At 69.2% G+C, this 22,438-nt stretch carries 17 protein-coding genes; 9 read left to right on the top strand and 8 right to left on the bottom strand.

The features are described from left to right. The first annotated feature begins 9 nt into the window (after positions 1-9). Together J2853_RS19830 and J2853_RS19825 are read left to right on the top strand one after the other, a co-directional pair. Positions 10-636 (top strand): cysteine hydrolase family protein, encoded by a 627-nt coding sequence (locus J2853_RS19830; RefSeq protein WP_307560050.1) that lies wholly within the window; start codon positions 10-12, stop codon positions 634-636. Between the two features lie 347 nt (positions 637-983). Then, the gene (locus tag J2853_RS19825) at positions 984-1,931 is read left to right on the top strand and encodes a TauD/TfdA dioxygenase family protein (RefSeq protein ID WP_307560048.1); all 948 of its coding nucleotides are present in this window, start codon (positions 984-986) and stop codon (positions 1,929-1,931) included. 99 nt (positions 1,932-2,030) lie between these two features. Here the strand turns inward: J2853_RS19825 and J2853_RS19820 are convergent, their stop codons facing one another. Beyond that, on the bottom strand, positions 2,031-2,690 hold the full coding sequence (locus tag J2853_RS19820) for a response regulator (RefSeq protein WP_307560046.1): 660 nt from the start codon (positions 2,688-2,690) through the stop codon (positions 2,031-2,033). Next, entirely contained in the window at positions 2,687-3,829 is a 1,143-nt protein-coding gene (locus tag J2853_RS19815; RefSeq protein ID WP_307560044.1) for a sensor histidine kinase, read from the bottom strand. Before J2853_RS19815 ends, J2853_RS19820 begins: the two co-directional genes overlap by 4 nt. Positions 3,830-4,110: 281 nt before the next feature. Here J2853_RS19815 and J2853_RS19810 point away from each other — a divergent pair, with 281 nt between their 5' ends. From J2853_RS19810 to J2853_RS19800, 3 genes are all read left to right on the top strand, one after another. Continuing rightward, a complete protein-coding gene (locus J2853_RS19810; RefSeq protein WP_307560042.1) occupies positions 4,111-4,389 on the top strand; it encodes a hypothetical protein in 279 nt (92 codons plus the stop codon). After that, complete coding sequence (locus tag J2853_RS19805; RefSeq protein WP_307560040.1) at positions 4,386-4,793, top strand: cupin domain-containing protein; 408 nt, start codon at positions 4,386-4,388, stop codon at positions 4,791-4,793. Before J2853_RS19810 ends, J2853_RS19805 begins: the two co-directional genes overlap by 4 nt. Before the next feature lie 102 nt (positions 4,794-4,895). After that, a complete protein-coding gene (locus tag J2853_RS19800) occupies positions 4,896-6,017 on the top strand; it encodes an alpha/beta hydrolase (RefSeq protein ID WP_307560038.1) in 1,122 nt (373 codons plus the stop codon). Between the two features lie 156 nt (positions 6,018-6,173). Here the strand turns inward: J2853_RS19800 and rox are convergent, their stop codons facing one another. Together rox and J2853_RS19790 are read right to left on the bottom strand one after the other, a co-directional pair. Further along, complete coding sequence (gene rox / locus J2853_RS19795; protein WP_307560036.1) at positions 6,174-7,712, bottom strand: rifampin monooxygenase; 1,539 nt, start codon at positions 7,710-7,712, stop codon at positions 6,174-6,176. A gap of 251 nt (positions 7,713-7,963) precedes the next feature. Beyond that, positions 7,964-13,669 (bottom strand): WD40 domain-containing protein, encoded by a 5,706-nt coding sequence (locus tag J2853_RS19790; protein WP_307560034.1) that lies wholly within the window; start codon positions 13,667-13,669, stop codon positions 7,964-7,966. A 36-nt stretch (positions 13,670-13,705) separates the two neighbouring features. Between J2853_RS19790 and J2853_RS19785 the strand changes: the two genes are divergently transcribed. Together J2853_RS19785 and J2853_RS19780 are read left to right on the top strand one after the other, a co-directional pair. Beyond that, the gene (locus J2853_RS19785) at positions 13,706-14,941 is read left to right on the top strand and encodes an ArsB/NhaD family transporter (protein ID WP_370879300.1); all 1,236 of its coding nucleotides are present in this window, start codon (positions 13,706-13,708) and stop codon (positions 14,939-14,941) included. 47 nt (positions 14,942-14,988) lie between these two features. Next, complete coding sequence (locus J2853_RS19780) at positions 14,989-15,648, top strand: hypothetical protein (protein ID WP_307560030.1); 660 nt, start codon at positions 14,989-14,991, stop codon at positions 15,646-15,648. Positions 15,649-15,702: 54 nt separating this feature from the next. Here the strand turns inward: J2853_RS19780 and J2853_RS19775 are convergent, their stop codons facing one another. The 3 genes from J2853_RS19775 to J2853_RS19765 all read right to left on the bottom strand — a co-directional run bounded on the left by J2853_RS19775 (position 15,703) and on the right by J2853_RS19765 (position 18,133). Next, entirely contained in the window at positions 15,703-16,743 is a 1,041-nt protein-coding gene (locus tag J2853_RS19775; RefSeq protein WP_307560028.1) for a hypothetical protein, read from the bottom strand. Between the two features lie 801 nt (positions 16,744-17,544). Continuing rightward, positions 17,545-17,715, bottom strand: coding sequence for a hypothetical protein (locus tag J2853_RS19770; RefSeq protein ID WP_307560026.1), 171 nt, complete (start codon positions 17,713-17,715; stop codon positions 17,545-17,547). Further along, a complete protein-coding gene (locus tag J2853_RS19765) occupies positions 17,696-18,133 on the bottom strand; it encodes a cupin domain-containing protein (RefSeq protein ID WP_307560024.1) in 438 nt (145 codons plus the stop codon). The genes J2853_RS19770 and J2853_RS19765 overlap by 20 nt, the downstream gene beginning before the upstream one ends. Before the next feature lie 150 nt (positions 18,134-18,283). Between J2853_RS19765 and J2853_RS19760 the strand changes: the two genes are divergently transcribed. Continuing rightward, a complete protein-coding gene (locus tag J2853_RS19760; protein ID WP_307560022.1) occupies positions 18,284-18,409 on the top strand; it encodes a hypothetical protein in 126 nt (41 codons plus the stop codon). A 183-nt stretch (positions 18,410-18,592) separates the two neighbouring features. Here J2853_RS19760 and J2853_RS19755 read toward each other — a convergent pair whose 3' ends face one another. Next, positions 18,593-20,284, bottom strand: coding sequence for a PQQ-dependent sugar dehydrogenase (locus tag J2853_RS19755; RefSeq protein ID WP_307560020.1), 1,692 nt, complete (start codon positions 20,282-20,284; stop codon positions 18,593-18,595). Positions 20,285-20,894: 610 nt separating this feature from the next. On the opposite strand from J2853_RS19755, the gene J2853_RS19750 reads away from it, so the two are divergent. Then, complete coding sequence (locus J2853_RS19750; protein WP_307560018.1) at positions 20,895-22,415, top strand: PA0049 C-terminal domain-containing protein; 1,521 nt, start codon at positions 20,895-20,897, stop codon at positions 22,413-22,415. The last annotated feature ends 23 nt before the right edge of the window (positions 22,416-22,438 follow it).

Below are 22,438 nucleotides of genomic sequence, written 5' to 3'. Positions count from 1 at the left end.
AGGAATAGGATGAACGCCCAGATTGCGCCCAATATGGATGATTTCGACCGTACGAACCCGATCGGAGAGGGGACGGCAGTGTCGCAGAGCGCTCTGCTCGTGATGGATGTTCAGCGGGTCGTCGTGGACCGATACCCGGATCCTGACTACCTTCCGCGCCTGCGCACGGCCACGGAGGCCGCCCGCGCGGCCGGCCTTCCGGTCGTCTACGTGGTCGTCGGATTCCGCGCGAACTACCCCGAGGTCAGTGCCCGCAACAAGATGTTCGGCGCGCTCGCACTCGGCGGCCGGATGCCCGCGAACGACGAGGCCACCCAGATCCATCCCGACCTGGCTCCGCGGCCCGAGGACATCGTCGTGACCAAGCGCCGCGTCAGCGCCTTCGCCGGCAGCGACCTGGAGATGGTCCTGCGGGCGGGCGAGATCGACCACCTGGTGCTGACGGGCATCGCCACCAGCGGCGTCGTGCTGTCCACCCTCCGCCAGGCGGCCGACCTGGACTTCGGTCTCACCGTCCTGGCCGACGGTTGCCTCGACGCCGATCCCGAGGTGCACCGGGTGCTGACCGAGAAGGTCTTCCCCTCTCAGGCGGACGTGACGACCGTGGCCGACTGGGCCGCGGGCCTCGCCCGTTAGGGAGCTCGCAGCTCCCGCATGAGGGCGGTCCCGTCATCGCCATGCCGGAGGGTGGCCGCGCGAGACGACGGCGACGCCGGCCACCACAGGCACACGCCGGGCGCCGTGGAGAGCGCTCACGTCCCGGTCATCGGCGGCGCGGGGGACCCGGCACCCACCGGGTCCCCCGCGCCGGTCGAGCGGAGGGCCTCGCCTGACCGATGGCGCCGTCCCGTGGCGAGAGGGGTTCCCGGGTCGAGCGCGGGAAAAATCCCTAGTAAACATGTAGGAATAGTTGACATTATATTTTTCTCGGCACACGCTGTGATGAGGCCACTCGTACATCGCCCATCGAAAGGTGTCAGGGAATGACTCAGCTCCATGACCACGAGGCGCCCGTCGTCGCCGACGGCTCCTACCAGCACATCGACGTCACACAGGTCGGCGGCGTGATCGGCGCGGTCGTCGGCGGCATCCGCGTGGGCGGCGACGCCGACGCGGCGGCGGTCGCCGAGCTGCGCGCCGCGCTGCTGCGCCATCGTGTGGTCTTCCTGCGCGACCAGCAGCATGCCACCGACGCCGACCAGCACGCGTTCACCAGGCTGCTGGGCACCGTCACCAAGCCGCACCCGACGGTGACCGGCGACGGTGAGGCCGTGCTCCCGATCGACTCCGAGCAGGGCAAGGCCAACAGCTGGCACACGGACGTGACCTTCGTCGACCGGATCCCGGCGATCAGCGTGCTGCGCGCCATCACGCTGCCGCCCTACGGCGGGACCACGGTGTGGGCCAACACGGTGGAGGCGTACCGGCGGCTGCACCCCGGTCTGCAGGCGCTGGTGGGACAACTGCGCGCGGTGCACTCGAACCTGTACGACTACGCGGCGCAGCGCCCGCAGATCGGCGGGATCGACGTCAAGGAGCAGGAGTATCGCGAGGAGTTCCGGAGCAGCGAGTTCGAGACCGAGCACCCCGTCGTCCGCATCCACCCGGAGACCGGCGAGCCGTCCCTGCTGCTCGGCCACTTCGTCAGGTCGTTCACGGGCCTGAGCAGCGCCGATTCCCACGATCTGTTCGCCCTGCTGCAGCGGCACGTCACCCGCCTGGAGAACACGGTGCGGTGGAACTGGCGCGTCGGCGACATCGCCATCTGGGACAACCGGGCCACCCAGCACTACGCCGTCGCGGACTACGACGACCTGCCCCGGCTTCTCCACCGGATCACACTGGCCGGCGACATCCCGATCGGCATCAACGGTGACACCAGCGTGGTCCGCAAGGGCGACGCCAGTGCCTACTCGCCCATCGCCGCCTGAGCGATGGTTCAGCCGCGGACGTCCCCGGCCGGCCGGCGGGGGTGTTCGGGGCGATCCCCGAGTGACGACGCTCGTGGTCGCGGCCGCACCGGCACGCGATCAGCCGCGCCGCGGAGTGACGAGGCCGGATTCGTAGGCGAACACCACGAGCTGGGCGCGGTCCCTGGCGTGCAGCTTGGTCATCGCCCTGCTGACGTGCGTCTTCGCGGTGGTCGGACTGATCACCATGTGGGCGGCGATCTCGTCGTTGGACAGGCCGCGGGCCACCAGCGCGGTGACCTCGCGCTCGCGGTTGGTCAGCACGTCGAGCCCCTCGGGCGCGGACTCGGGGCGGCGGGCGACGTACTCGCCGATCAGGCGGCGGGTGATCGAGGGGGACAGCAGCGCGTCCCCGCGGGCCGCGACCCTGACGCCCTGCAGCAGGTCGGCGGGCTCGGTGTCCTTGACCATGAAGCCGCAGGCGCCGGCGCGGAGCGCGTTGAAGACGTACTCGTCGAGGCCGTAGTTGGTGAGGATCACGACGTGGACGCCGCTCAGCCGCTCGTCGGCGGCGATCAGCCGGGTCGCCTCGATGCCGTCCATCACCGGCATCTGGATGTCGACGAGCGCGACGTCGGGCCGGTGCTCAAGGGCGAGCGCGACGCCTTGCTCGCCGTTCACGGCCTCGGCCACCACCTCGATGTCGTCCTCGATCTCCAGCAGGGCCCGGAAACCGCCGCGGATGAGCGCCTGGTCGTCCACGAGCAGCACGCGGATCACGACGGTTCTCCCAGGGGAAGCTCGGCGCGTACGGTGAAGCCGCCCTCGGGGCGGGGACCGGCCCGCAGCCGGCCGCCGAGCGCCGCGACGCGCTCGCGCATGCCGAGCAGACCCGTGCCGGGCACGGGCGGCGCCTCCGGGTCGGCCTTGCCGTCGTCGTCGACCTGCACGACCAGTTCCTCGTCCGCGTAGTCGATGCGCACCGCCGCGGACGCACCGCCGGCGTGCCGGGAGACGTTGGTGAGCGCTTCCTGGACGATCCGGTACGCGGCCCGGTCCACTTCGGCCGGCAGCTCCCGCCGGATGCCGGAGATCGTCACCGTGGCCGGCAGCCCGTTCGAACGGGCCCGCTCCACCAGGTCGTCGAGCCGGTCGAGGCCGCTGACCAGGGCCTCGCCGTCGGAGCCGTCGGGAGCGCGCAGCACCTCCAGGGTGGCGCGCAGCTCGCGCATGGCGTCGCCGCTGGCTTCCTGGATGGCCAGCAGCGCGGGGGGCACGTCCTCGCCGCGCTTGCGTGCCAGGTGGACGGCCACTCCGGCCTGGACCTTGATGATCGAGATGCTGTGTGTGAGCGAGTCGTGGAGCTCCCTGGCGATGCGCAGCCGCTCCTCGCCCGCGCGGCGCAGGGCCGCCTCCTCGCGAGTGCGCTCGGCCTCGGCGGCCCGCCGCTCGGCCTCCTCCAGGTACGCCTGCCGGTGCCGGGTCACCGTCGCCGCCACGCCGGCCGCCACGAACCAGCCGACCAGCAGTGCGGTGTCCTGGAGACTCTGCACGGACCCGTCGGCGCCGGGCAGGTTCACCACCAGGCCGGCACCGAGGAAAACCACGCCCGCCAGCGCCGCGGCCAGCCGATGGCCGGCCCTGACCGCGGCGAACACCGACACCATCACGGGAAAGGCGGCCGGCAGGCCGGGCTGGATGTGCGCCGTGATCACGAGCATGCAGGCCGTGCTGACGAGCAACGACACCAGGGGAGCCCGTCGCCAGGCGACGAGCGCGAGCGAGCCGGCGAGGACGGCCGCGAAATCCAGCGTGCCCGCGTGCGGCGTGTAGAACACGATGACCGACAGCAGGACGGCCATCACCGCGGCGAGCAGGCCGTCCTGGGTGAGCGGTCGCCACCGGTCCATGAACGTCATTTGTGTAGGTTAGGGGTTTTCCCGCCGGGGGTCGTCCGCCAGGTGTCGTAACAAATCGCTACTCCCGGCGATGTAGTGGAGCCGATTCTCCTTCCCCGGTGTCAGGCGGAGATGTCTCCCCGGGCAGGATGACCGCCGACCGGCCCGAATACCACGATGTCCGGCATGCACATGATCCGAATCAAGGGCGAGTCCCGCTCCACGAGCCCGGAGGGCCACCGGCCGTCACCCCCCGCGCCGAAACCCGGCACGAGTGGGTCACCAGCCACGAGGGCCGAGTCATGGTGACACGTACGGAGTCGGCAAGCAGAAAGTCGATCGTCGACGCGGGTGCCCGGCCGGGGCTCACCCTCGCCGCGGTGGCCGTCGTGCAGTTCATGGTGTCGCTGGACCTGTCGGTGGTGAACGTCGGACTCCCGCAGACCGGCCTCGGCCTCGGCTTCAGCGCGGCGGGGCTGACAATCCCGCGACGCGCTTCCCGTCCGGGACTGACCGGCGATCCACCCCATGCCACAACCCGCCAGATGAAAGATCACCGTAGAAAGGTCGTCCAGGCATGACCGTCACCCCGATCGATCTGTTGACGTCCTCCATCCACCTTCACCAGGGCGGCGAGATCAACGCCCGGAAAAGAACGGGCGACGCGGACCAGGACGGCTGGCAGCTGACGGCCTTCCACGCGAAGACCGGCGCCGACGTCCACGCCGACCACTGGGAGGTCCACCCCGAGGCCGAGGAGATCGTGTCCTGCCTCATCGGGAAGATGCGCCTCTACCTCCGTCTGGAGCGGCCGGGACAGGAGGAGGAGATCAGGCTGACGGCCGGAACCGCCGCCATCGTCCCGCGCGGGCGATGGCACCGCATCGAGCTGGACATCCCCAGCACCATCATGGCCGTCACCCTGCCGCGTGGCAGTCGGCTGGAGAAACGGGCCGAAACCCTCGAACCCCGTCCTCACCCATGACGGCGATCGCGGGGGGCGGCCGCGGTGATCGAGTGCGCCTCGGTCACCGCCGCCTCGCGGAGTGGTCGCGGACCTCGGGCCGGGCGCCGGCCGGGTGATGACGTGGCGCGATCACCGACCCGCCTGGCCGAGCCGGGCATCCCGACGCGGGTGATCAACCCGGATCAGGCCGAACCGGCACGGTCGATCTCAGCGATGACGGCTGTTTCCCGGCGAGCAGCCGTCGGCACCGCCGATGACCATCGAATTCAGGAGGACACCATGAGAGGCAAGGCCCCATTGGGCACCCGCATCCTCGCGGACACCCGGGACTGGGAGGCCCTGACCGACGATCAGGTGATCGCCGCGCGCGAGAAGGCCAACCGCACGGCATCGTCTCGCGCCGCACGGATCGTCACCGGCCTGCCGGACCGTCGCGCGCGCATCGAGGAGGTCCCGATCGACCTTCCGGGGCGCCGCCTGACGCTGCGGGTACACCGTCCGAAGAACGCGGACCGGAAACTGCCTCTGATCGTTTCGTTTCACGGTGGGGGTTTCATCGCGGGCACCGCCGCGCAGAACGACTGGCTCAACAGCCACCTCGCGGCCCGCTGCCCAGCGGTGGTCGTATCGGTGGAGTACCGCCTCGCTCCGCGGCACCCGCTGCCCCAGCCGGTCGAGGACGGCTACGACACGCTCGTCCGGCTTGTCGAAGACGCCGTCGGCGCGGGCATCGACCCCGCCGCCGTCGCGGTCATGGGCGAGAGCGCCGGCGGCACGATCGCCGCTCTCATCGCGTTGCGTGCCCGCGAGGACGGCCCGCCGCTACGCGCCCAGGTACTGAACTACCCGGGCACGGACTGGACCGAGACCATGGCCGACTACCCCTCGATCGCGGAGAACGCCGGCAATCCCACCCTCTCGCTGTCCCGGTTGCGCGTGAGCCGCAGGCTGAGCGTGCCGCCGACCCTCGACCCGCGCAGCGTGTCTCCCGTGAAGTTCGAGAATCTCGCCGGTCTGCCACCGGCGCTGGTCGTCACCGCCGCGCTGGATCCGGTGGCCGACCACGGGAGCCGGTACGTCGAACGGCTCCGCGAGGACGGCACCGACGCCCGTCTGACCTGCTATCCGAAGGCCACCCACGGTTTCCTCAGCACCCCCGGCCTGGTACCGGCCGCCCGGCCCGCGCGCCGCGAGATCCTCGCCTTCCTGCGCGGCCATCTGCGCCCGGCCCCGCCGGGGTGACCAGATCATCGGTGACCTCGTGCTCGCGTGGCGTCAGCGAGTACGTCTCCACGGTGATCGGGACGATCCGCGTCCGGGGCGCCGGCCCGATCACCGTCGAGACCCAGCTTCGCCATCTCGCCACGTATGTGCGGGATGACCACTGCTCAGGCGAAATCAGTCGGCGGGCTTGCCGAACCAGCGGGAGAGGTGGTCGTCCAGGTCCCGCTGATCGTCGCCGATCCAGGCGACGTGGCCGTCGGGGCGTAGCAGGACGCACGGGACATCCAGGTCCGCAGTGGGATCCGCGAGGTAGTCGACCCGGTCGGACCAGCCGCCGGCGGTCAGGCGTTCGGTGCGGTCCAGCAGCAGGCCGCGGCCGCGATGCAGCAGCCCGTAGAGGTGGCCCTGTTTCACGTCGACGTCGCGCAGGCGGCGGCCGAGCAGGTCGGGGCCTTCGCCGAAGTCGTAGCGGATGCCGATCGCGGTGATCTTCTCGATCAGATGGCGGTTCACCTCGTCGAAGTCCATCAGTTCGGTGAGCAGCCTGCGCACGGCCTGCGGGCCCGGTTCGGTGGACAGCAGTTCCGTCTGGGCGCGGGTGTTGTCCAGCACGTCCTCGGCGACCGGATGACGTTCGGCCTGGTAGGTGTCCAGCAGTGTTTCCGGGGCCCAGCCGCGGATCTGCGCGGCCAGTTTCCAGCCGAGGTTGAACGCGTCCTGAACGCCCAGGTTGAGGCCCTGACCGCCGATGGGTGGATGGATGTGCGCCGCATCGCCGGCCAGCAGCACCCGCCCGACGCGATACCGTTCGGCCAGCCGGGTGGCATCCCCGAAGCGGGACAACCAGCGCGGGGAGTGCACGTCAAAATCGGTTCCGGCGATGGTGCGCAACTGCTGTTTGAAATCCTCGAGGGTGGGCGGTTCCGCGCGGTCACCGACTTCCGCGGCGGGGACGACGACGCTGTAGACCCCTTCGCCGAAGGGCCTGAGCCAGAATCGCCGATGGGTCTCGCTGATTTCGGCCACCTTGGCGGCGATCTCCTCCCGTGGCACGCCCACTTTCATCTCGCCCATGAGCGTGTCGGTCCGTGAGGGCTCGCCGGGGAAGCCGACGCCGAGCAGTTTGCGCACCGTACTGCGCCCGCCGTCACAGCCGACGAGATAGCGCGAACGCAGCTGTTCCCCGTCGGCCAGCTCGACGGTCACACCCTCGTCGTCCTGCTCGAAACCGGCGACCGCGCGACCGCGCCGGACCTGCGCACCCAGTTCGATCGCACGTTCTTCAAGCAGACGTTCGATGACCGGCTGCGGGATGCCCAGCAGATAGGCGTACGCGGAATCCAGGCCCTCGGGCGCGGGTTTGGGGATGGCGGCGAAGTAAGCGCCGGCCGGACGCTGTCTTCCGTGCTGGAGAACGCGATCCAGCAGTCCGCGCATCGCCATCAGTTCGAGACTGCGAATGTGCAGACCGACTATGCGGACGAACGACGCGGGCTCGGTTTCCTTCTCCAGAACGAGTACCCGCACATCGTGCAGCCGCAGTTCGGCGGCCAGCATCGCACCGGTCGGCCCGCACCCGGCAATGATCACATCGAAGACGAGGGGCGCGCGATCGGCGCCGGAGGCCGGCGGCCGGGGATCGGCGCCCGTCGTGGAGTCGCGCCCGGCTCTGTCGTTCGGCGGCGGCCCGGCGGTGACCTGCTGAGAGTGCATAGGTGTTGCCTTTCGGGAGTGCCTGGTTGGCGAGGCGCTCCCGGCGACACCTACGTCAATCGCCCGACCGTGACGGGAAGGGGGAGCACCCACATCGATACAGCGTTCATGGGTCTCACCTCCTCGGGCGGCGTCACGGTCAACTGCAAGCTACAAGCCCGAGCACCACCCCGTCCAACCCTTTCCAGGCCACGTGATCACGGCTCCGAACGGGCCCGTGTGAAGAGCGGCGGTCGTCGCACCGCCGGTGGTCAGAACTCCTCCTGGGTGACAAGGCGGCGGATGACGTCGGTCAGATACGGATCGAGTTCGCCCGGATCGAACCGGCACATGGCGATCGCGAACCAGAACTCGCCGTGCACGTTGCCGTCTTGTTTGTAGCGGCCGTCGGGGGCGAAGGCGGCCCAGCCGCCGGGCAGGCCGAGAAGGGTGACCTTGCGGGTCGGCTCGGCGGTGGACAGATCCCACAGGATGATCGTACCGTCGTCGCTGGCCGAGGCCAGCAGGGGTTCGGTCGGGCTGAACGCGACCGAGATGACGCGGCGGGAATGGCCCGACAGCGTGTGCAGATGACGGCCGGTGGCGACATCCCAGAGGCGGATCACCAGGTCGTCGCCCGCGGTCGCCAGGGTCGCGCCGTCGGCGCTGAAGTCGCCCGTCCACAGGCGTCCCACGTGCCGGTCGAGCACCTGCAGTTCACGGCCGGTGGCGTGGTCCCAGATCCGGGCCAGGCCGTCGTTGCTGATGCTCGCCAGCGCGGTCCCGGCCGGATTGAAGACGACCTTGTAGACGCGGTCGGTGTGGCCGACCATCGTGCGCAGGCATTCGCCGGTGACGGCGTCCCAGACCCGGATCAGACGATCGTCGCACCCCGTCGCCACCAGCCTGCCGTCCGGGCTGAAGTCGATGGAGCGCACCCGGCCACGATGCTCGGCCAGGTTGGTGGCGAGCGTGTTGCTGGTCCGGTACCAGAGCCGGACCGAGTCGTCGTCGTTGGCGGTGGCCAGCACCTCGCCGTTCGGGCTGAACGCCTGTGCCCACACGTAGTCGGTGTCGATGTCGAGCTCGCGTTCGAAGTCCCATCCGGCTGTCTGCCGCAGGTGCACCCCGCCGTCGTTGGTGGCCGTGGCGATGCGTTCGCCGTCCGGGCTGAACACCGCCGAGGTGAGCTGGTCGCCCACGCCGGTGAGCTCCTTGAGCAGGCGCCCCGTGGGCGGCTCCCAGATCCGGACGATCCCGTCGTTGCCGCTGCTGGCCAGCATCGTGCCGTCGGGGCTGAAGTTGACGGAGCTGACCCGCCGGCCGTGCCCGCGCATGGTGCGTGTCATCTGACCGGTGCTGAGATCCCACAGCCGAATCGAGTCGTCGTTGCTGGTCGTCGCGAGCTGCGTGCCGTCGGGATGGATGGCGAACGGCCAGATCGAGCCCCGATGCCCGGACAGGCCCTGTCTCGGCTGCCCCAGCTCACCCTGCCAGACGCGCAGCGACCCGTTGCTGTCGACGCTGATCAGGTTCTTTCCGTCGGGCGTGTACGACACCTGGTAGACGGCGCCGGCGTGCCCGGCCAGCTGGCGCGGCACCAGCGGAGCCCGCAGGTTCCAGACCCGGATCGTGCCCATCGTGTCGCCGGTGGCGAGGTGGGTGCCCTCGGGATGGAAGTCGACGGCGTACACCCGGCCGGGATGGCCGTGCAGCTCGTGGAGGACGCGCCCGGTCCGGGTCTCGAACAGGCGGATCAGCCCGAAATGGTCACCGGCGGCCAGCATCGTCCCGTCCGGGCTGAGCGCCAGACGGTACACCGGCCCGGTGCCTTCCGACAGCACCGCCCGCAGCCGGCCCGTGGTCACGTCCCAGACCCGGACATTGGCCGAGGCGTCGCCCGTGATCAGACTGGTCCCGTCCGAGCCGAAAACCGCCGTGTAGATCGGCGAGGTGTGCCCGGTCAGCTCGCAGCGCAGCGTGCCGGAGGCGGCTTCCCACACCCGTAGCGTGCCGTCGGCGGAACCCGCGGCCAGCAGTGTGCCGCCCTCGTTGAACAGCAGCGGCCAGACTCCCTGCGGGTGTACCGACAGGACGTGCGAGCACTCCCCGGTCGCGGTGTCCCAGATCCGGACGTCCCCATCGGCCGAGCCGGTGGCCAGCAGGTCCTGGGCGCCGAAGGTCAGCGCGTAGGTCCGGCCACGGTGACCCTGCAGGGTGCGTATCGGCCGGCCGGAGGGGGACTCGAACACCAGCACCCCGCCGTCGTCGCTGCCCACCACGAAGATCTGCCCGTCCATGTTGTAGGCGATCGGGTTGGGCAGCCTGGTGGTCAAGGGGTCGAACCCGTACGGAACGCCGACCGTGGCGGGGGCGAGCTGCGCCTCGATGGAGCGCCCCGGCACCACGGCCGCGTCGCGCAGTTCGGGGGAGAGCAGCAGCCGGTCGGCCGCGGTCACATTGATCAGTGTGGCGCGTGTCCACCTGCTGCCGGAGATGACCGCGTCACGGAGGTCGGTTCTGGCCAGCCGGGCCCTGGTCAGATCGGCCCCGCGCAGGTCGGCGCCGGTCAGCTTGGCCTCGTCCAGCCAGGCGCCGGCCAGCTTGGTGCCCCGCAGGATCGCGCGGGACAGGTTGGTGCCCACCAGCCGGGCGTCGGTCAGATCGGCGTCGGTGAGGTCGACCTCCTGGAGGTCGCGGTGCGAGAGGTCCTCCCCGCGTAACAGCGCGCCGCGCAGGCTCGTCTGGGCGGGCGTGCGCAATCGAGTAATGATCTTTAGGGCGTTCTTGCGCGAGGTGTTCCCGGCCTCGGGGTCGGAGAGAACCCGGTCGGCCCATTGCTGGCAGTCCTGGGTGACGGCGAGGTCACACAGGAAGTCCACCGTCAGCTGCGACAGCACGCGCCGGGTCAGGGCGGTGGGATTCGTCCGGTCCTTGCCGAACTCGTCGGCGATGTAGTGGGCGACGAGCCACTCGGCCACCGATCCGTGAATGAAGCCGAAGAGGCCGTCCTCGGTCCGCACCAGCAGGCTGGCGGTGCCCACGGTGTGGGTGGCCTGCTCACCGGACATCCGTCCGTCGGCCAGCCCCGACAACGTGTCGGCCACCTCGGCCAGCTCGGCCAGGCGCAGGTACGGCTCATTGGTCTCCCACAGGCGCATGGCCAGGGTTCGCACCGCATGCCAGAGATCGGCCTCTTCCAGCCCCGCCTGCGCGCCACGCTGGTTGCCCAGCCGTAGTTGCTCGTGCCGCAACCAGGTGCCGAGGATCTCCTGGTAGAGCACGGCGGCGCTGACCGTCCGGCGGGCGTGCGCGACCGCGCGAAGCCGGTCGTCGGCCAGATCGGCGATGAAGCTGAGCATCCGGGGGTTGCGGGCCAGCCCGCTCAGATCCTGGATACTGCGCAGCAACTGGAGCCGCTCCTCGGCGAGTCTCCGGTCGCCGTACGCGTTGACCAGGTACGCCAGGATCTGCTCGGAGGAGAAGCCTTCGATGCTGAACACCCGCCGCTGCGGCAGGATCCCCACCATCTCCCCGAGTTTGGTGAAGACCTGGGCGTCCGACTTGAAGTGCTGGGTCCGGCTCGTCACGACGATCTTCGCCTGGTCCTGGGCCGCCTGGAGCAGCGTTTCGAGATGGTCGGCCGCCCGGTCGTACGTCACCCGGGTGACCAGTTCGTCGAACCCGTCGAAGAACAGCACGATCCGGCCCTGCCGGAGCATGTACTGAACGGCTTTCAGGTCGATCTGCTCCTCGCCGTGGTTGGCCAGGTGCGCGGCGATCAACGTCTCCACCGAGTGCGCCTTGTCCAGCGTGCGCAGGTCGATCAGGATCGGGATCAGGTGCGGCGTCTCGATGGCCATCCGCCGCACCACCTGGCGCAGGACGAACGTCTTCCCCCGGCCGAAGTCACCCAGCACCAGCACGAATTTGCCCTGGTCGCCGTTGAGCTGGGAGATCAGCTCACCGGCCAGATCATGACGGACCTCGCTGCCCGCCCGGTCCAGCTCCCGGAAATCCTGGGTGACGTAGAGGCCGGCGGGGTAGGTCGGGTCCTCGTTCAGCTGCCGGGTCTGGGCCGACACGTACTCCGACAGGTCGATCAGGCCCTGGAACTCGATCAGGCTGCGCAGCCGGACCCCACGCCGGGCCGACTCCTCGCGCAGGCTGCGCGGCGGCATCGCGCCCAGGTAGACCAGCTCGGCGGACTGCTCCATGTGACCCGCGTGCACATGCCTGACGAAGTCGTCGACGTCATCGGTGGTCGGCTCGCCGACCACCGCACCCACCCAGAACTCCCGGACGAACCCGCCGTCGCGGTAGCTCACCCTGAGGTGCGGCGGGTCGGCGTCGACGGTCCTGATCACGGTGTGGTCGAACCGCGTCTCGCACGCTTCGGCGATCCGGTCGAGGAGCCGGCCACGAGGTCCCTGCACCTGCGCGGTCAGCTGGTGGTCAGGCTCGGGGCCGCCCACGGAGATCGGCCCTGTCTCGGTCCCGGACGCCGGGAAGATGCCGCCGACCGACACCCAGCGCCGTTCGATCCGGTCGGCGGGCGCGGCGCTGCGGTGCACGACCAGGGCGTCCGCGGTGAATTCCAGCACCTGTTGCCGGCCGGGCTCAAGTCTGGGCAGGCAGAGCGCGCCAGGGCCCAGCGTCGTCGGGTTCTCGTCCCGGCCGCTGCCCTGCAGGATCGCGTGGAGCTTTCCACCCAGCAGGCCCTCCACGCTGGCCCGGTCGGTGAGCGAGTCGGTCTGCCCCGGGGTCAGGCTGTGGTGCAGCACGCCGAGGCGGAGCCAGCCCTCCCGCTCGAAGGCGCGGATCCGCTCGGCGAACCACGCGGCCTGCGACTCGCCCACCAGGCCGAACCGGTGCTCGATCCGGTGACTGATCGCCATCGTGGAGTTGAGCCCGGCCACCACGACCTTGAGCTCCGGCACCGCGAACAGCGTCCAGGGCTGTGCGCTGTCGAACATGATCGAGTCCACGCCCTGGTAGAACTCCCGGAACAGCGAGGAGAAGTGCCGCCACTTCGGCCAGTAGGGCGATTCGGGCCGCTCGTCGTCGGCCTTGCAGTCGTTGAAGTAGGCCTCGCAGGCGGCGAGGTTGACGTCTCTGGCGCCGGGCACCAGGATCACCCGCTGCGGTTCCAGCCCGGCGAGCGCGCGCAGCCCCGTGAGAAAGGTCAGCGCGGCGGCCATCTGCTTGCGGCTGCCCGCCGCCGTGAGATCACCGGCGACCACCATCAGCTCGGGCCGGGGCACGCCCTCGTTGGTCAGCCGGATCAACTCGGCGAAGATCCGGGCCTGGAGCTCGTCGGGGCTGAGCGGCGGATCCTGCCCCATCGTCCGGCCGAACCTCGGCCCGCCCACGTGCAGCACGCTCAGGCTGTCCCGCCGGGCGGGCGGCTCGAAGCCGGCCGGATAGCCCGGGGGCACCACGGGGACGCGGCGGGCGCGGCGCTGCCCGGTCATCACGGTGGGCTGTGGCGAGCTGAGCAGCGGCAGTGGGTGGGTCACCGTCGCCGCGGAGGGGAAGGCGGGGCGCTGCTCGGGCTTGGCCCGCCCGGCCAGCGCCTCCCGGATGCGCGTGAGAACCAGCCCGCGCGCGTGGTCCGGAGTGGTCACCCCGACCAGGTCGACCCAGGTGATGTTGGAGAGCAGCCCATCGACCCGGCAGTCCTCGATGCGCACGGTGATGAGTTTGTTCTCTGGATTATCCGGATTGGCGCGGAGCGCCGCCTGCCATTCGAGTTTTCCGAATCGCGAACCCAAATAGTTCTCGGTGAGGAGAGCGAGAACGACCGCGGCCTCTTTGACACCGCGGTCCATGAAATCGACGAAATTCGTGCCGGGAACGAAGTCCCAGGCCTGCAACATCGTGCGGTATCCTGTGGCTTCAAGTTCCCAGGCCAGCCACGACGCCCATCGTTCGTCAGCGGGAGAATAGCTGATGAAAATATCGATTGGCCGCTCCATGACGTTGGTATCACCCACCCTCGCCGGATTGACGCCATGATACTTTCATCTGTGGACGACCAAGGGTCACCGTCCGTGCCCCTGTGGAAACGGGCTGTACTAGCGCCAAGCGTACTCGATTGGATTCGTATCGCGCTGCTTGTCGCCGGAGTTGTTTGTGTGCTGACGGGTTTGCTGCCCATTGCGGAGGCCCAGGCGAGTGTCGAGCGAATAGCCCCCCTTATGTTGTTTCTGGCCAGTGTTATTGTGCTGGCCGAATTGACCAAGCAGGCGCAGGTGTTCGACGTCATCGCGGCACGGCTGGCGCTGCTCGGCCGGGGCGCCTATCCCGCGCTCTTCCTGCTGTGCGTCGCTTTCGCCTCGGCCACGACGATCTTCCTCAACCTGGACACCACGGCGGTCCTGCTCACCCCCGTCATGCTGGCGCTCGCGCCGAAGGCGAAGATCGCGCCGCTGCCGCTGGCGATGACCACCGTCTGGCTGGCCAACACCGCCAGCCTTCTGCTCCCGGTGAGCAACCTGACGAACCTGCTGGCGCTGAACAAGGTGGGCCTCTCCGCGCCGGAGTTCGCGGTCCGCATGTGGCTGCCGCAAACGGTCTCGATCGCGATCACCATGGCGCTGCTCTGGGTGTTCTACTGGCGCAGGGGAGTGCGGGGCGCCGACCGTTACGAACCCGCCGAACCCGAACCGATCAAGGACACGCTGCTGTTCTGGGGCACCGCGACGGCCTGCGTGCTGTTCATCGCGGCCATCCTGGCGGGCCTGCAGATCGAGATCGCGGCGATCGTCGCGGCGGCCCTGGCCATCGCCGCCTACCTGATCCGAGACCGGGGATCGCTGCGCCCCTCGCTGATCCCGTGGCAGTTGCTCGTCTTCGTCACCGGGCTGTTTCTCGTGGTGCCGACGCTGATGCGGCATGGCCTGAACGATCTGATGACCGCGCTCATCGGCACCGAAGAGGGGTTCGGCGGATTGGTCCGCACGGCCACGGCGGGTGCGGGCCTGTCCAATGTGGTGAACAATCTGCCCGCCTATGTGGCGGGTGAGCAGGTGGTGCCCCTGGCCAATCACGACCAATTGCTGGCACTCTTGACCGGCACCAATGTCGGATCGGTGATCACGCCATGGGCCTCGCTCGCCACCCTGCTCTGGTTCGAATGGTGCCGCCGCCGAGGCGTCCGGGTGCCGCTCGTCAAATTCATGCTGACCGGCGCGGTTCTCGCGATATGCCTGCTGCCCGCGGTGGTCGGCGTGCTGTTGCTGAGCTGAATCCACACCGGGAAATCAACCGGCCGTTACTCGTTTACACTGGGGCCATGTCAGACCTTCCGGTATACGACGCGGTGCTCCTGCCCGGCGCGGATGTCAATGCGCGTTCGGTGCGAATGAGTGAATGGTGTACCGAATTGGCCCCGACCGAATTTGTCCTGCGGGCCGACGGGCTGTATCCGCATATCTCGCTGTACATGGCGAATTTCGCGTCAGCGCAGCTTGGGGCGGTACTGGAAGAACTGGGACAGGTCAGCGAACGGACCTCCGAGATCCCGCTCGAAGCCGACCGGTTCGCCGGGAACGATCAAGGCATGTTCGAGCTGTTCTACCGCAAGACCGAAGCGATCACCCGGCTCCAGGAGGAGATCATCGCCGGGCTCGACCCGCTGCGCGTCGGGCTGCGCGAGCGTGACCCGGTCGGTCGCGTGCTGGCCGACCACCGCCTCGTCGCGCCCCCCGTCGCCCGCGCCAACCTCGACCGGCACGGCTACGACGAGATCGGCGAGCTGTTCCGGCCGCACATCACCGTGACCCGGTTCCAGCGGCGCGACCAGCGGGTCCCGCCCGATCTGCTCCCCCCGGCGGAGTCGTTCGACGAGGTCTACCGGACCCTCGCCCTGTGCGTGATGGGTGAGCACGGCACCTGCACCGAGGTCGTCGAAACCTTCGAGCTGGCCTCACCGGTCCGGGACCGGCAGCCCTGACCGGATGAGGGCGAGGCGTCCAGGCCGGCGGCGGTGGCCGCCTCTTTCGTCTCCTCACCGGTACGGGTCCTCCGGCTGGAGCGCGCGGCGGGTCACGTCGATCACCTCGGAGTCGTCGAGGGAATCGAGGGAAAGCCCCAGCACCTGGAAGAGGTCACGGACCTCGTCGACGGACGGCTCGCCACCGAGCGGCACCGTCAGCACACGTTCGATCGGAATCCTCCTGGACTGACCGAAGCTGCTGTTCAGCTCGGTTTCGCACCAGGAGTAGTAGAGCTTGTCGTGATAGGCCACCATGGCCGGCGCGGTGGGATCCTCCCGGGTGACGACCACCCGGGAGGCGGCCATGTCCCAGCGGCAGGTCGTCATCGTCGACGACAGGCCGACTCTGATGGTGAGAAAGTCATTGTGCTTGCGATACCAGCTGGCAGCCAGAACCGTCGCGTAGGACTCGGCGCGGGTGCGATCCGCGGACCAGGGGTCGGTACGGCCGGTGACGAGGGACCGGCGAAACCGGGCGTACACCTCGCAGGCCGTGAGATTCTCCGGGTCGATGATCTCCAGTTGCATCCGGAGCTGGCGCCTGGCGACCCTGCAGTTCTCCACACACTCCGGCAGGGTGAACGCGCGGATGAAGGTGCCGGTGCCGCCTTTGAAGATCCACATGTTGGTGTTCCGGCTCGCGGCCACCAACTCGGCCCGCACCTGGGAGCCCGCGACGAGTGAGACGACCGACACCTGGTCGATCGCCTGCCTGGCCTGGCCGAGCGATTCGGTGACCTCGTCGAACCGCGAGGGCAACTGCTTGAGCGTGCCCCGGGAGTCGGCCAGCAACCGGCGGAGCTCGGTCTCGACCTCACCGGTGCGCAGCCGGCTGCGGATCAGCGTGGTGGCCACCAGGGCGAGGACGACGAGGGTGGCCTTGTCCACGATCGACGGCATATCGGGGTTGACCAAGTCGGCAATCAGATCGACCACGGCCGCGCCCACGGCTATCAGAAGGGCGATCCCCGCTTCAGGTTCGTTGCGCAGCCAGGACAGGCGTTGTTTCCAGCCCCGGCCACTGGAATCGTCCCTGTCGGTTTCGATCGACATGAAACACATCCCTGGGACACGCGTAGGGAGCGGATTCCGGCTTTCCCCCGGTATGCATTGTCCTTGTTGCGCTTGAATTCCGCTACCTATTCGTCGGGGCGAACCTGGGTAATTCGATCGCGGATGCCATTGGTGGGGTCGGCCGAGTTCGGCGCCCGCCGCGATTACTGACACCAACAAAATGCGTTTAAGGCATGTTTTTTCGGGATTCGAACCTAAAGGTGCTGATTAATCATCTGGCCAGGTCAGGCGGCATATCGTACTTCCCGAGGATGCCGCCGAGACGATCGCGTCGGCGGGTCGGGGCGCATCGCATCGGCAGGCGGGGGCGAGAAGCGTCAAACGGCGCCGGCGTTTTCGCGGCCCGGACGCCACGCCTCCGGATCCGATGCGGGTCGCGATCCTGCGGAATCAGAACCCGGCCCACGGGCCGGGCGTATATCCAATTGATCTACATCGTAAAGCGGAGTGCTCAGGGGAACGTCGCGCCCGGGGACCACGCGTCGTGCGTACGGCTGAGCAACCCGTATGTCACCGAATGCCATCCATGATTGCCTGAAAGCCGTCGATCTGCGAAAACGTCTACCCCAATGTCCTGGCGCAAGGGAGTGCGGGTTCGAATCCCGAGCGAGAAGGGCATCCGCCAGGGCGGGCGCCCCCTCACCGGTGCGGCTCGCTCAGCGGGTCGGGACCGTCGCGTGCAAGAACTGGATCAGCAGGTCCGTCACCTCGGCAGGCCGCTCCAGGTTGGGCAGGTGCCCCGCCCACGACGGTTCGCGGTGGCGGGCGTCGGCGAGCTGTTCAGGCCTGCCGGGCGGCGATCTCCCGGAAGCCGGGCAGGCCGTGGCTGCCGGACAGAGCCGGACATGGGGGCGTGATGAGCGAGAGGTCCACCTCCGCCTCGGCCGGTGCGAACTCCTTCTCCGCGGCCGGCCGCGCATCGAACGCCCGGTCAGGACGGCCGGGGGGCACGGCGGTCCTTGCGCCGGGCGAGCTCCTCGTCGTCGACCAGGGTGAGCATCGGCTTGCCGGGTTCGCACAGCATCGTGACGGTGAAGCGGACCCGGGCGTCATCGCGATTGTTGCCGTCCTGGTAGTGGATGACGTCGCCACCCGGCTCCCAGAACACCTCTCCGGCGCGCACGACCCGCTCCGGTTCCCCTTCCAGTTCGAACACCATCTCGCCTTCCAGCACGTACCCGAACGCCGGGCCGGTGTGCCGGTGCGGCGGTGTGCCGGGATCGCCGGGCGGATACTCGACGACGATGGTCATCGCGTGCGCTCCCTGCGGGATGAAGGGCGGTTCTGTCTCCTGCAGCACGGTGAGCGCCGTCTGCCACGCGGTCGATCTCGGCGTCCGCGCGCTTGCGGTCGAATCGGTGTTCGGCATGAGAAGTACCTCCGTAACGAATCGGTGGTGGAGCCGGGCCGATGCCCGACGGGGGAGCGCCACGTCCCGGCCCGGCCGGTCGCCGTAGCGGATCTCGCCGGGAATCGCGTCACCCTCCGGCACCGGGGTCCGCTCGCCTGTCTCCGTTCCGTGGTGACGCCCGTGCGGGGCCGTGCCACGAGCCTCGACCCGATCAAACCGGTGCCGCCGATTGCCACGATCTTCCTGATGGGCATCCCGTCCACCGGCGTCCATTGCCATCCGATCACCGGCTGAGCCAGGACAGTCCTCCGGTCCGTGACAGATCCGGCAAAATTCTTCGGGTCGCCGGTCAGGGGTTGAGGAAGGTGCTGTCGCCGCTGTTCTCTCCGGCATGAAGCCGGCGCGCCACCCGTCGTCGCCGGGGAGTGATCCCCGGTCGCCGGGTGGCGCGCCGATTCTCTCAGGCGTGGGCGGGACTCAGGGGGTCGTGCACTGGTAGCCGGACGGCGTCTGGGTGTTGCCGTTCGGACGGCTCGCCTGGAGGCCGAAGGTGGTGCTCTGGCCGGCGCCGAGCGAGCCGTTGTGCCCGGCGCTCCTCGCCGTGACGGTCTGCCCGCTGACGGTCAGCGTGGCGTTCCACGAGCCGGTGACGGTGTGGCCGCTCGGCAGCGTGAAGGTCACCGTCCAGCCGTTGATCGCGGATGTGCCGGTGTTGGCGACCGTGACGGGCTGGATCACGTACCCGTTCCCCCACTGCGTCTGGACGGTCGCCGTCACCGAGCATCCGCCGGTGCCTCCACCGCCGCCCGGGGCGGCGGTGACCGTCGCGGTGTTCGACACCGGCGAGAGGTTGCCCGCCGCGTCGCGGGCGCGGACCTGGTAGCGGTACGTGGTGTTCGCGGTGAGCCCGGTCGCGGCGAACGAGGCGGTGGCCGAGGTTCCCACCTGCGTGAAGGCGCCGCCGGACGCGCCCGGCGCGCGCAGGACGTCATAGCCGGTCACGCCCACGTTGTCGGTGGAGGCGGTCCAGGCCAGGGTGGTGCCGGTGGAGGTCGTCCCCGACGCGGCGAGGCCGGCCGGCGCGGTCGGCGGGGTGGTGTCGCCTCCGGTGGTGGCCGGCGGGACGCGGACGATGCGGTCGTCCTGCGCCGCCGGGGTGCCGCGGCCGTCCCGGTTGCTGGTCGTCACCCAGAGCCAGCCGTCCGGCCCGACCGCGACCGTGCGGAGCCGCCCGTAGGCGGACTGGAACTCGGCCAGCGGCGTGCCGGGCGTACCGGCACCGGTCAGCGGCACCGTCCAGAGCCGCTGGCCGCGCAGCGCGGCGACGAAGAGCGTGTCGTTGGCCCAGGCCAGCCCGCTCGGCGACGCCTCGGCGGTCGTCCACGTGACGATCGGGTTGCGGAAGGAGGGGTTGGTGCACGTGCCCTCGCACGTCGGCCAGCCGTAGTTGGAACCCGCGACGATCTGGTTGATCTCGTCCCGGGTGTTCTGGCCCAGTTCGGCGGCGTACATCCTGCCCTGGGAGTCCCAGGTCAGGCCCTGGACGTTGCGGTGGCCGGAGGTCCACACGCGGGAGCCCGCGATCGGATTGTCCGCGGGCACGCCGCCGGTGGGCGTCATACGCAGGATCTTCCCGGCGGGGCTGTTGATGTTCTGCGCGTTGGCGGTGTTGCCGCCGTCGCCGGTCGCCACGTAGAGCATGCCGTCCGGCCCGAAGGCGATGCGGCCGCCGTCGTGGATGGTGCCGCTCGGGACCCCGGAGAAGATCACCGTCTGCGTCTGGGGCGCGGTCAGTTGCAGCCTGATCAGGCGGTTGTCCCCGGCGGTGCTGGTGAAGTACGCGTACACCCAGCCGTCCTGGGCGTAGGTGGGCGACACGGCGATGCCGAGCAGGCCGCTCTCACCCGAGGCGCTCACCCCGCTGACGGTGGCGACCGCCGTGGGCGTCTGGCCCGGCCGCACCTGCAGGATGCGTCCGGTGTTGCGTTCGGATACCAGTGCGCTGCCGTCCGGCAGGAACGCCAGGCCCCAGGGAACCTGAAGGCCCGTGACGGAGACCTGCGCTCGGGAGAAGTCGAAGCCGCCCACCACCTGGGCGCGGGCCTCGGGGGCGGTGATGATCAGCGCGAGCAGGGCCAGAATCAGGGCCGGAACAACGCGGGCGCGCATTATGGACTCCTTGACCGGATTACGGTGCGGATGTCAGCACCGTAGGCACGCGAGTCGCGGAACCTCAAACCCCGTGATCGGTTCGCCCTGATGATCTGGGCGGATGGCATCGCGCCAATGAAACTTTCATATATCCATCGAAAGTTGCGGCGCAAGAACGCCTCGATGCGGCACTTACCCTCTATGAGCCGCCGCCTCGGCTCGTACGCTCGCGATGTGCCGCCTGACATATTGTCCTCTTGACGGATTGTTGAACAATTTCGTAAGGTTTGATCATCTTCGAGCTGATCACTCGCAGCCTCCAGGTCGTCAACGATCCGAACCCTGGTCCGTCCCGCGGGCGAGGCCGCCGGCACGCCGGCCTCCGCCGTCGCGAACGACTCGAGCAGACCCCTACTCCTGACCGATCCGAGCCTCTGACCACCCGCCCCACGGGGCGGCGCGGGACCAGAGGGCCATCCGCGAGCACAGCGGGTTCGCATCGGCGGCGCATCACGCCGGACCGGCCATGCCTACCCGGAGTCCCCAAAAGCCCGACGGTCCGGTGGTGGAGTTCACCTTGGCTGCTTCCCCCTTCGGGAAGCAGGCTCATGAGGAGGAAACGCGCACCATGAAGCACCTACAACCCGAGTCCGCCCGCGTCGGCGTGTTGGCCGTGGCGATCGTGGCCGCGACCGTGCTCGCCACGGCCGGCCCGGTCTCGGCGCAGAACACCCACGGTCCCGGATGTCTCGATTCCGGTGTGTCCCTGTCCGTGGAGGAGAACCGGCTGGACCTCACCCTCCCCGACGGCGACAACCCCGCTGTGCCGCAGTCGCGGACGTTCGCGCGACAGATGATCGAGGGCGGCGGCTTCCAGGACTTCGGCCCGGCGCTGGTCCGCGACCTCTGCCGCACGAAGAGCCTCAAGGCCGCCACGGCACTCGTCCTGCGGAAGGGCGAGGAGCTCTGGCGAACTGCCGTACAGCGGGCCCAGCAGCGGAGACCCGTCAGGGGCGACCTCCCCTACAGCGACGACCGGCCGCTCTACTGGACCCGGTTGGAGTCGACCGCCACCCTGCGGCAGTGGGAGCCGGGGTTCCGGTCGTCCGCCGCCGACCGCACCAAACTGATCACCACGTTCGACCGCGCCTCCCGTGGCATGTTCGACGTCGACTTCCCCGGTGGAAAGGGGGTGAGGCGGGTCATCGCGAGCGGCTTCGACCCCTACACGCTCGACGGCGGAACGACCGGTCCCGCACCGGGATCGGTGGGAAACAACATCCGGCACGGCAATCCTTCGGGGGCGACCGCGCTCGCCCTGGACGGCACCACGTACCGGACGAAGAGCGGCAAGATCGCGCGTATCGAGGCGTACACGCTTCCCGTCAACTATCCCGAATTCCAGCGCGGGTATCTGGAGGACACGGTCGGGCCCTTCATGCGTCCCGGGCCGAAGCGGGTGGACGCGTCCATCACCGTGAGCCAGGCCGGTGGCGCGGCGTTCAACCTGGAGCAGTGGAACGCGCGCTATCACGGCGTCTCGCCGGGCAACGACAACTTTCGGCCGTGCGCCGCGGTCGACGGCGTGCCGCAGATCTCGGTGAACAACAACGAGTGCAACAGCTCCGTGGTGGAACGCTGGGGCGGGCCGGGGAACTTCAGTTTGACCGAGCCTCCCCAGTGGACCGCCGCCACCCTGCCCATCGCCGAGATGATCAAGGCCGATACGGGAGCCTCCATCCCCCGGCCGCCCGGTGACACGTGGCCGGACCCCTCGGTCGCCTTCGGGGTGGTCTGGCACACCAACTACACGCAGTTCCCGGACTGCGCCTCCACCACCCGGGTGACGCGGAACAACCCGCCGCCGGTCGATTATCCGCCGGCGACCGCTCCGATCCCGCCCGACCCCGGGTCGTGTTCCTACAGCGGCGGCGGCGGAAACTACCTGTCGAACGAGAGCGCCTACCGGAACACGCTCCTCCGCGACCGCATGGGCCTCGACATCCCGGCCGGGCACATCCACACGCCGGACATGCAGCACTTCGAGACGGATTTCAAGCCCAGTGACGCGACCTTCGACGCGTGGCGGCTGGCCATCGTCGGGCAGACGCGAAACCTCATCCATGTCGTCGCCGACACCGTCTCCTGAACGAACGGTCCGGTGAGCCGGTA

Origin of the sequence: Streptosporangium lutulentum, from assembly GCF_030811455.1 — a bacterium.
In the GTDB taxonomy this organism is placed as follows: Bacteria; Actinomycetota; Actinomycetes; order Streptosporangiales; family Streptosporangiaceae; genus Streptosporangium; species Streptosporangium lutulentum.
This window is presented reverse-complemented; position numbering and strand designations above follow the sequence as displayed.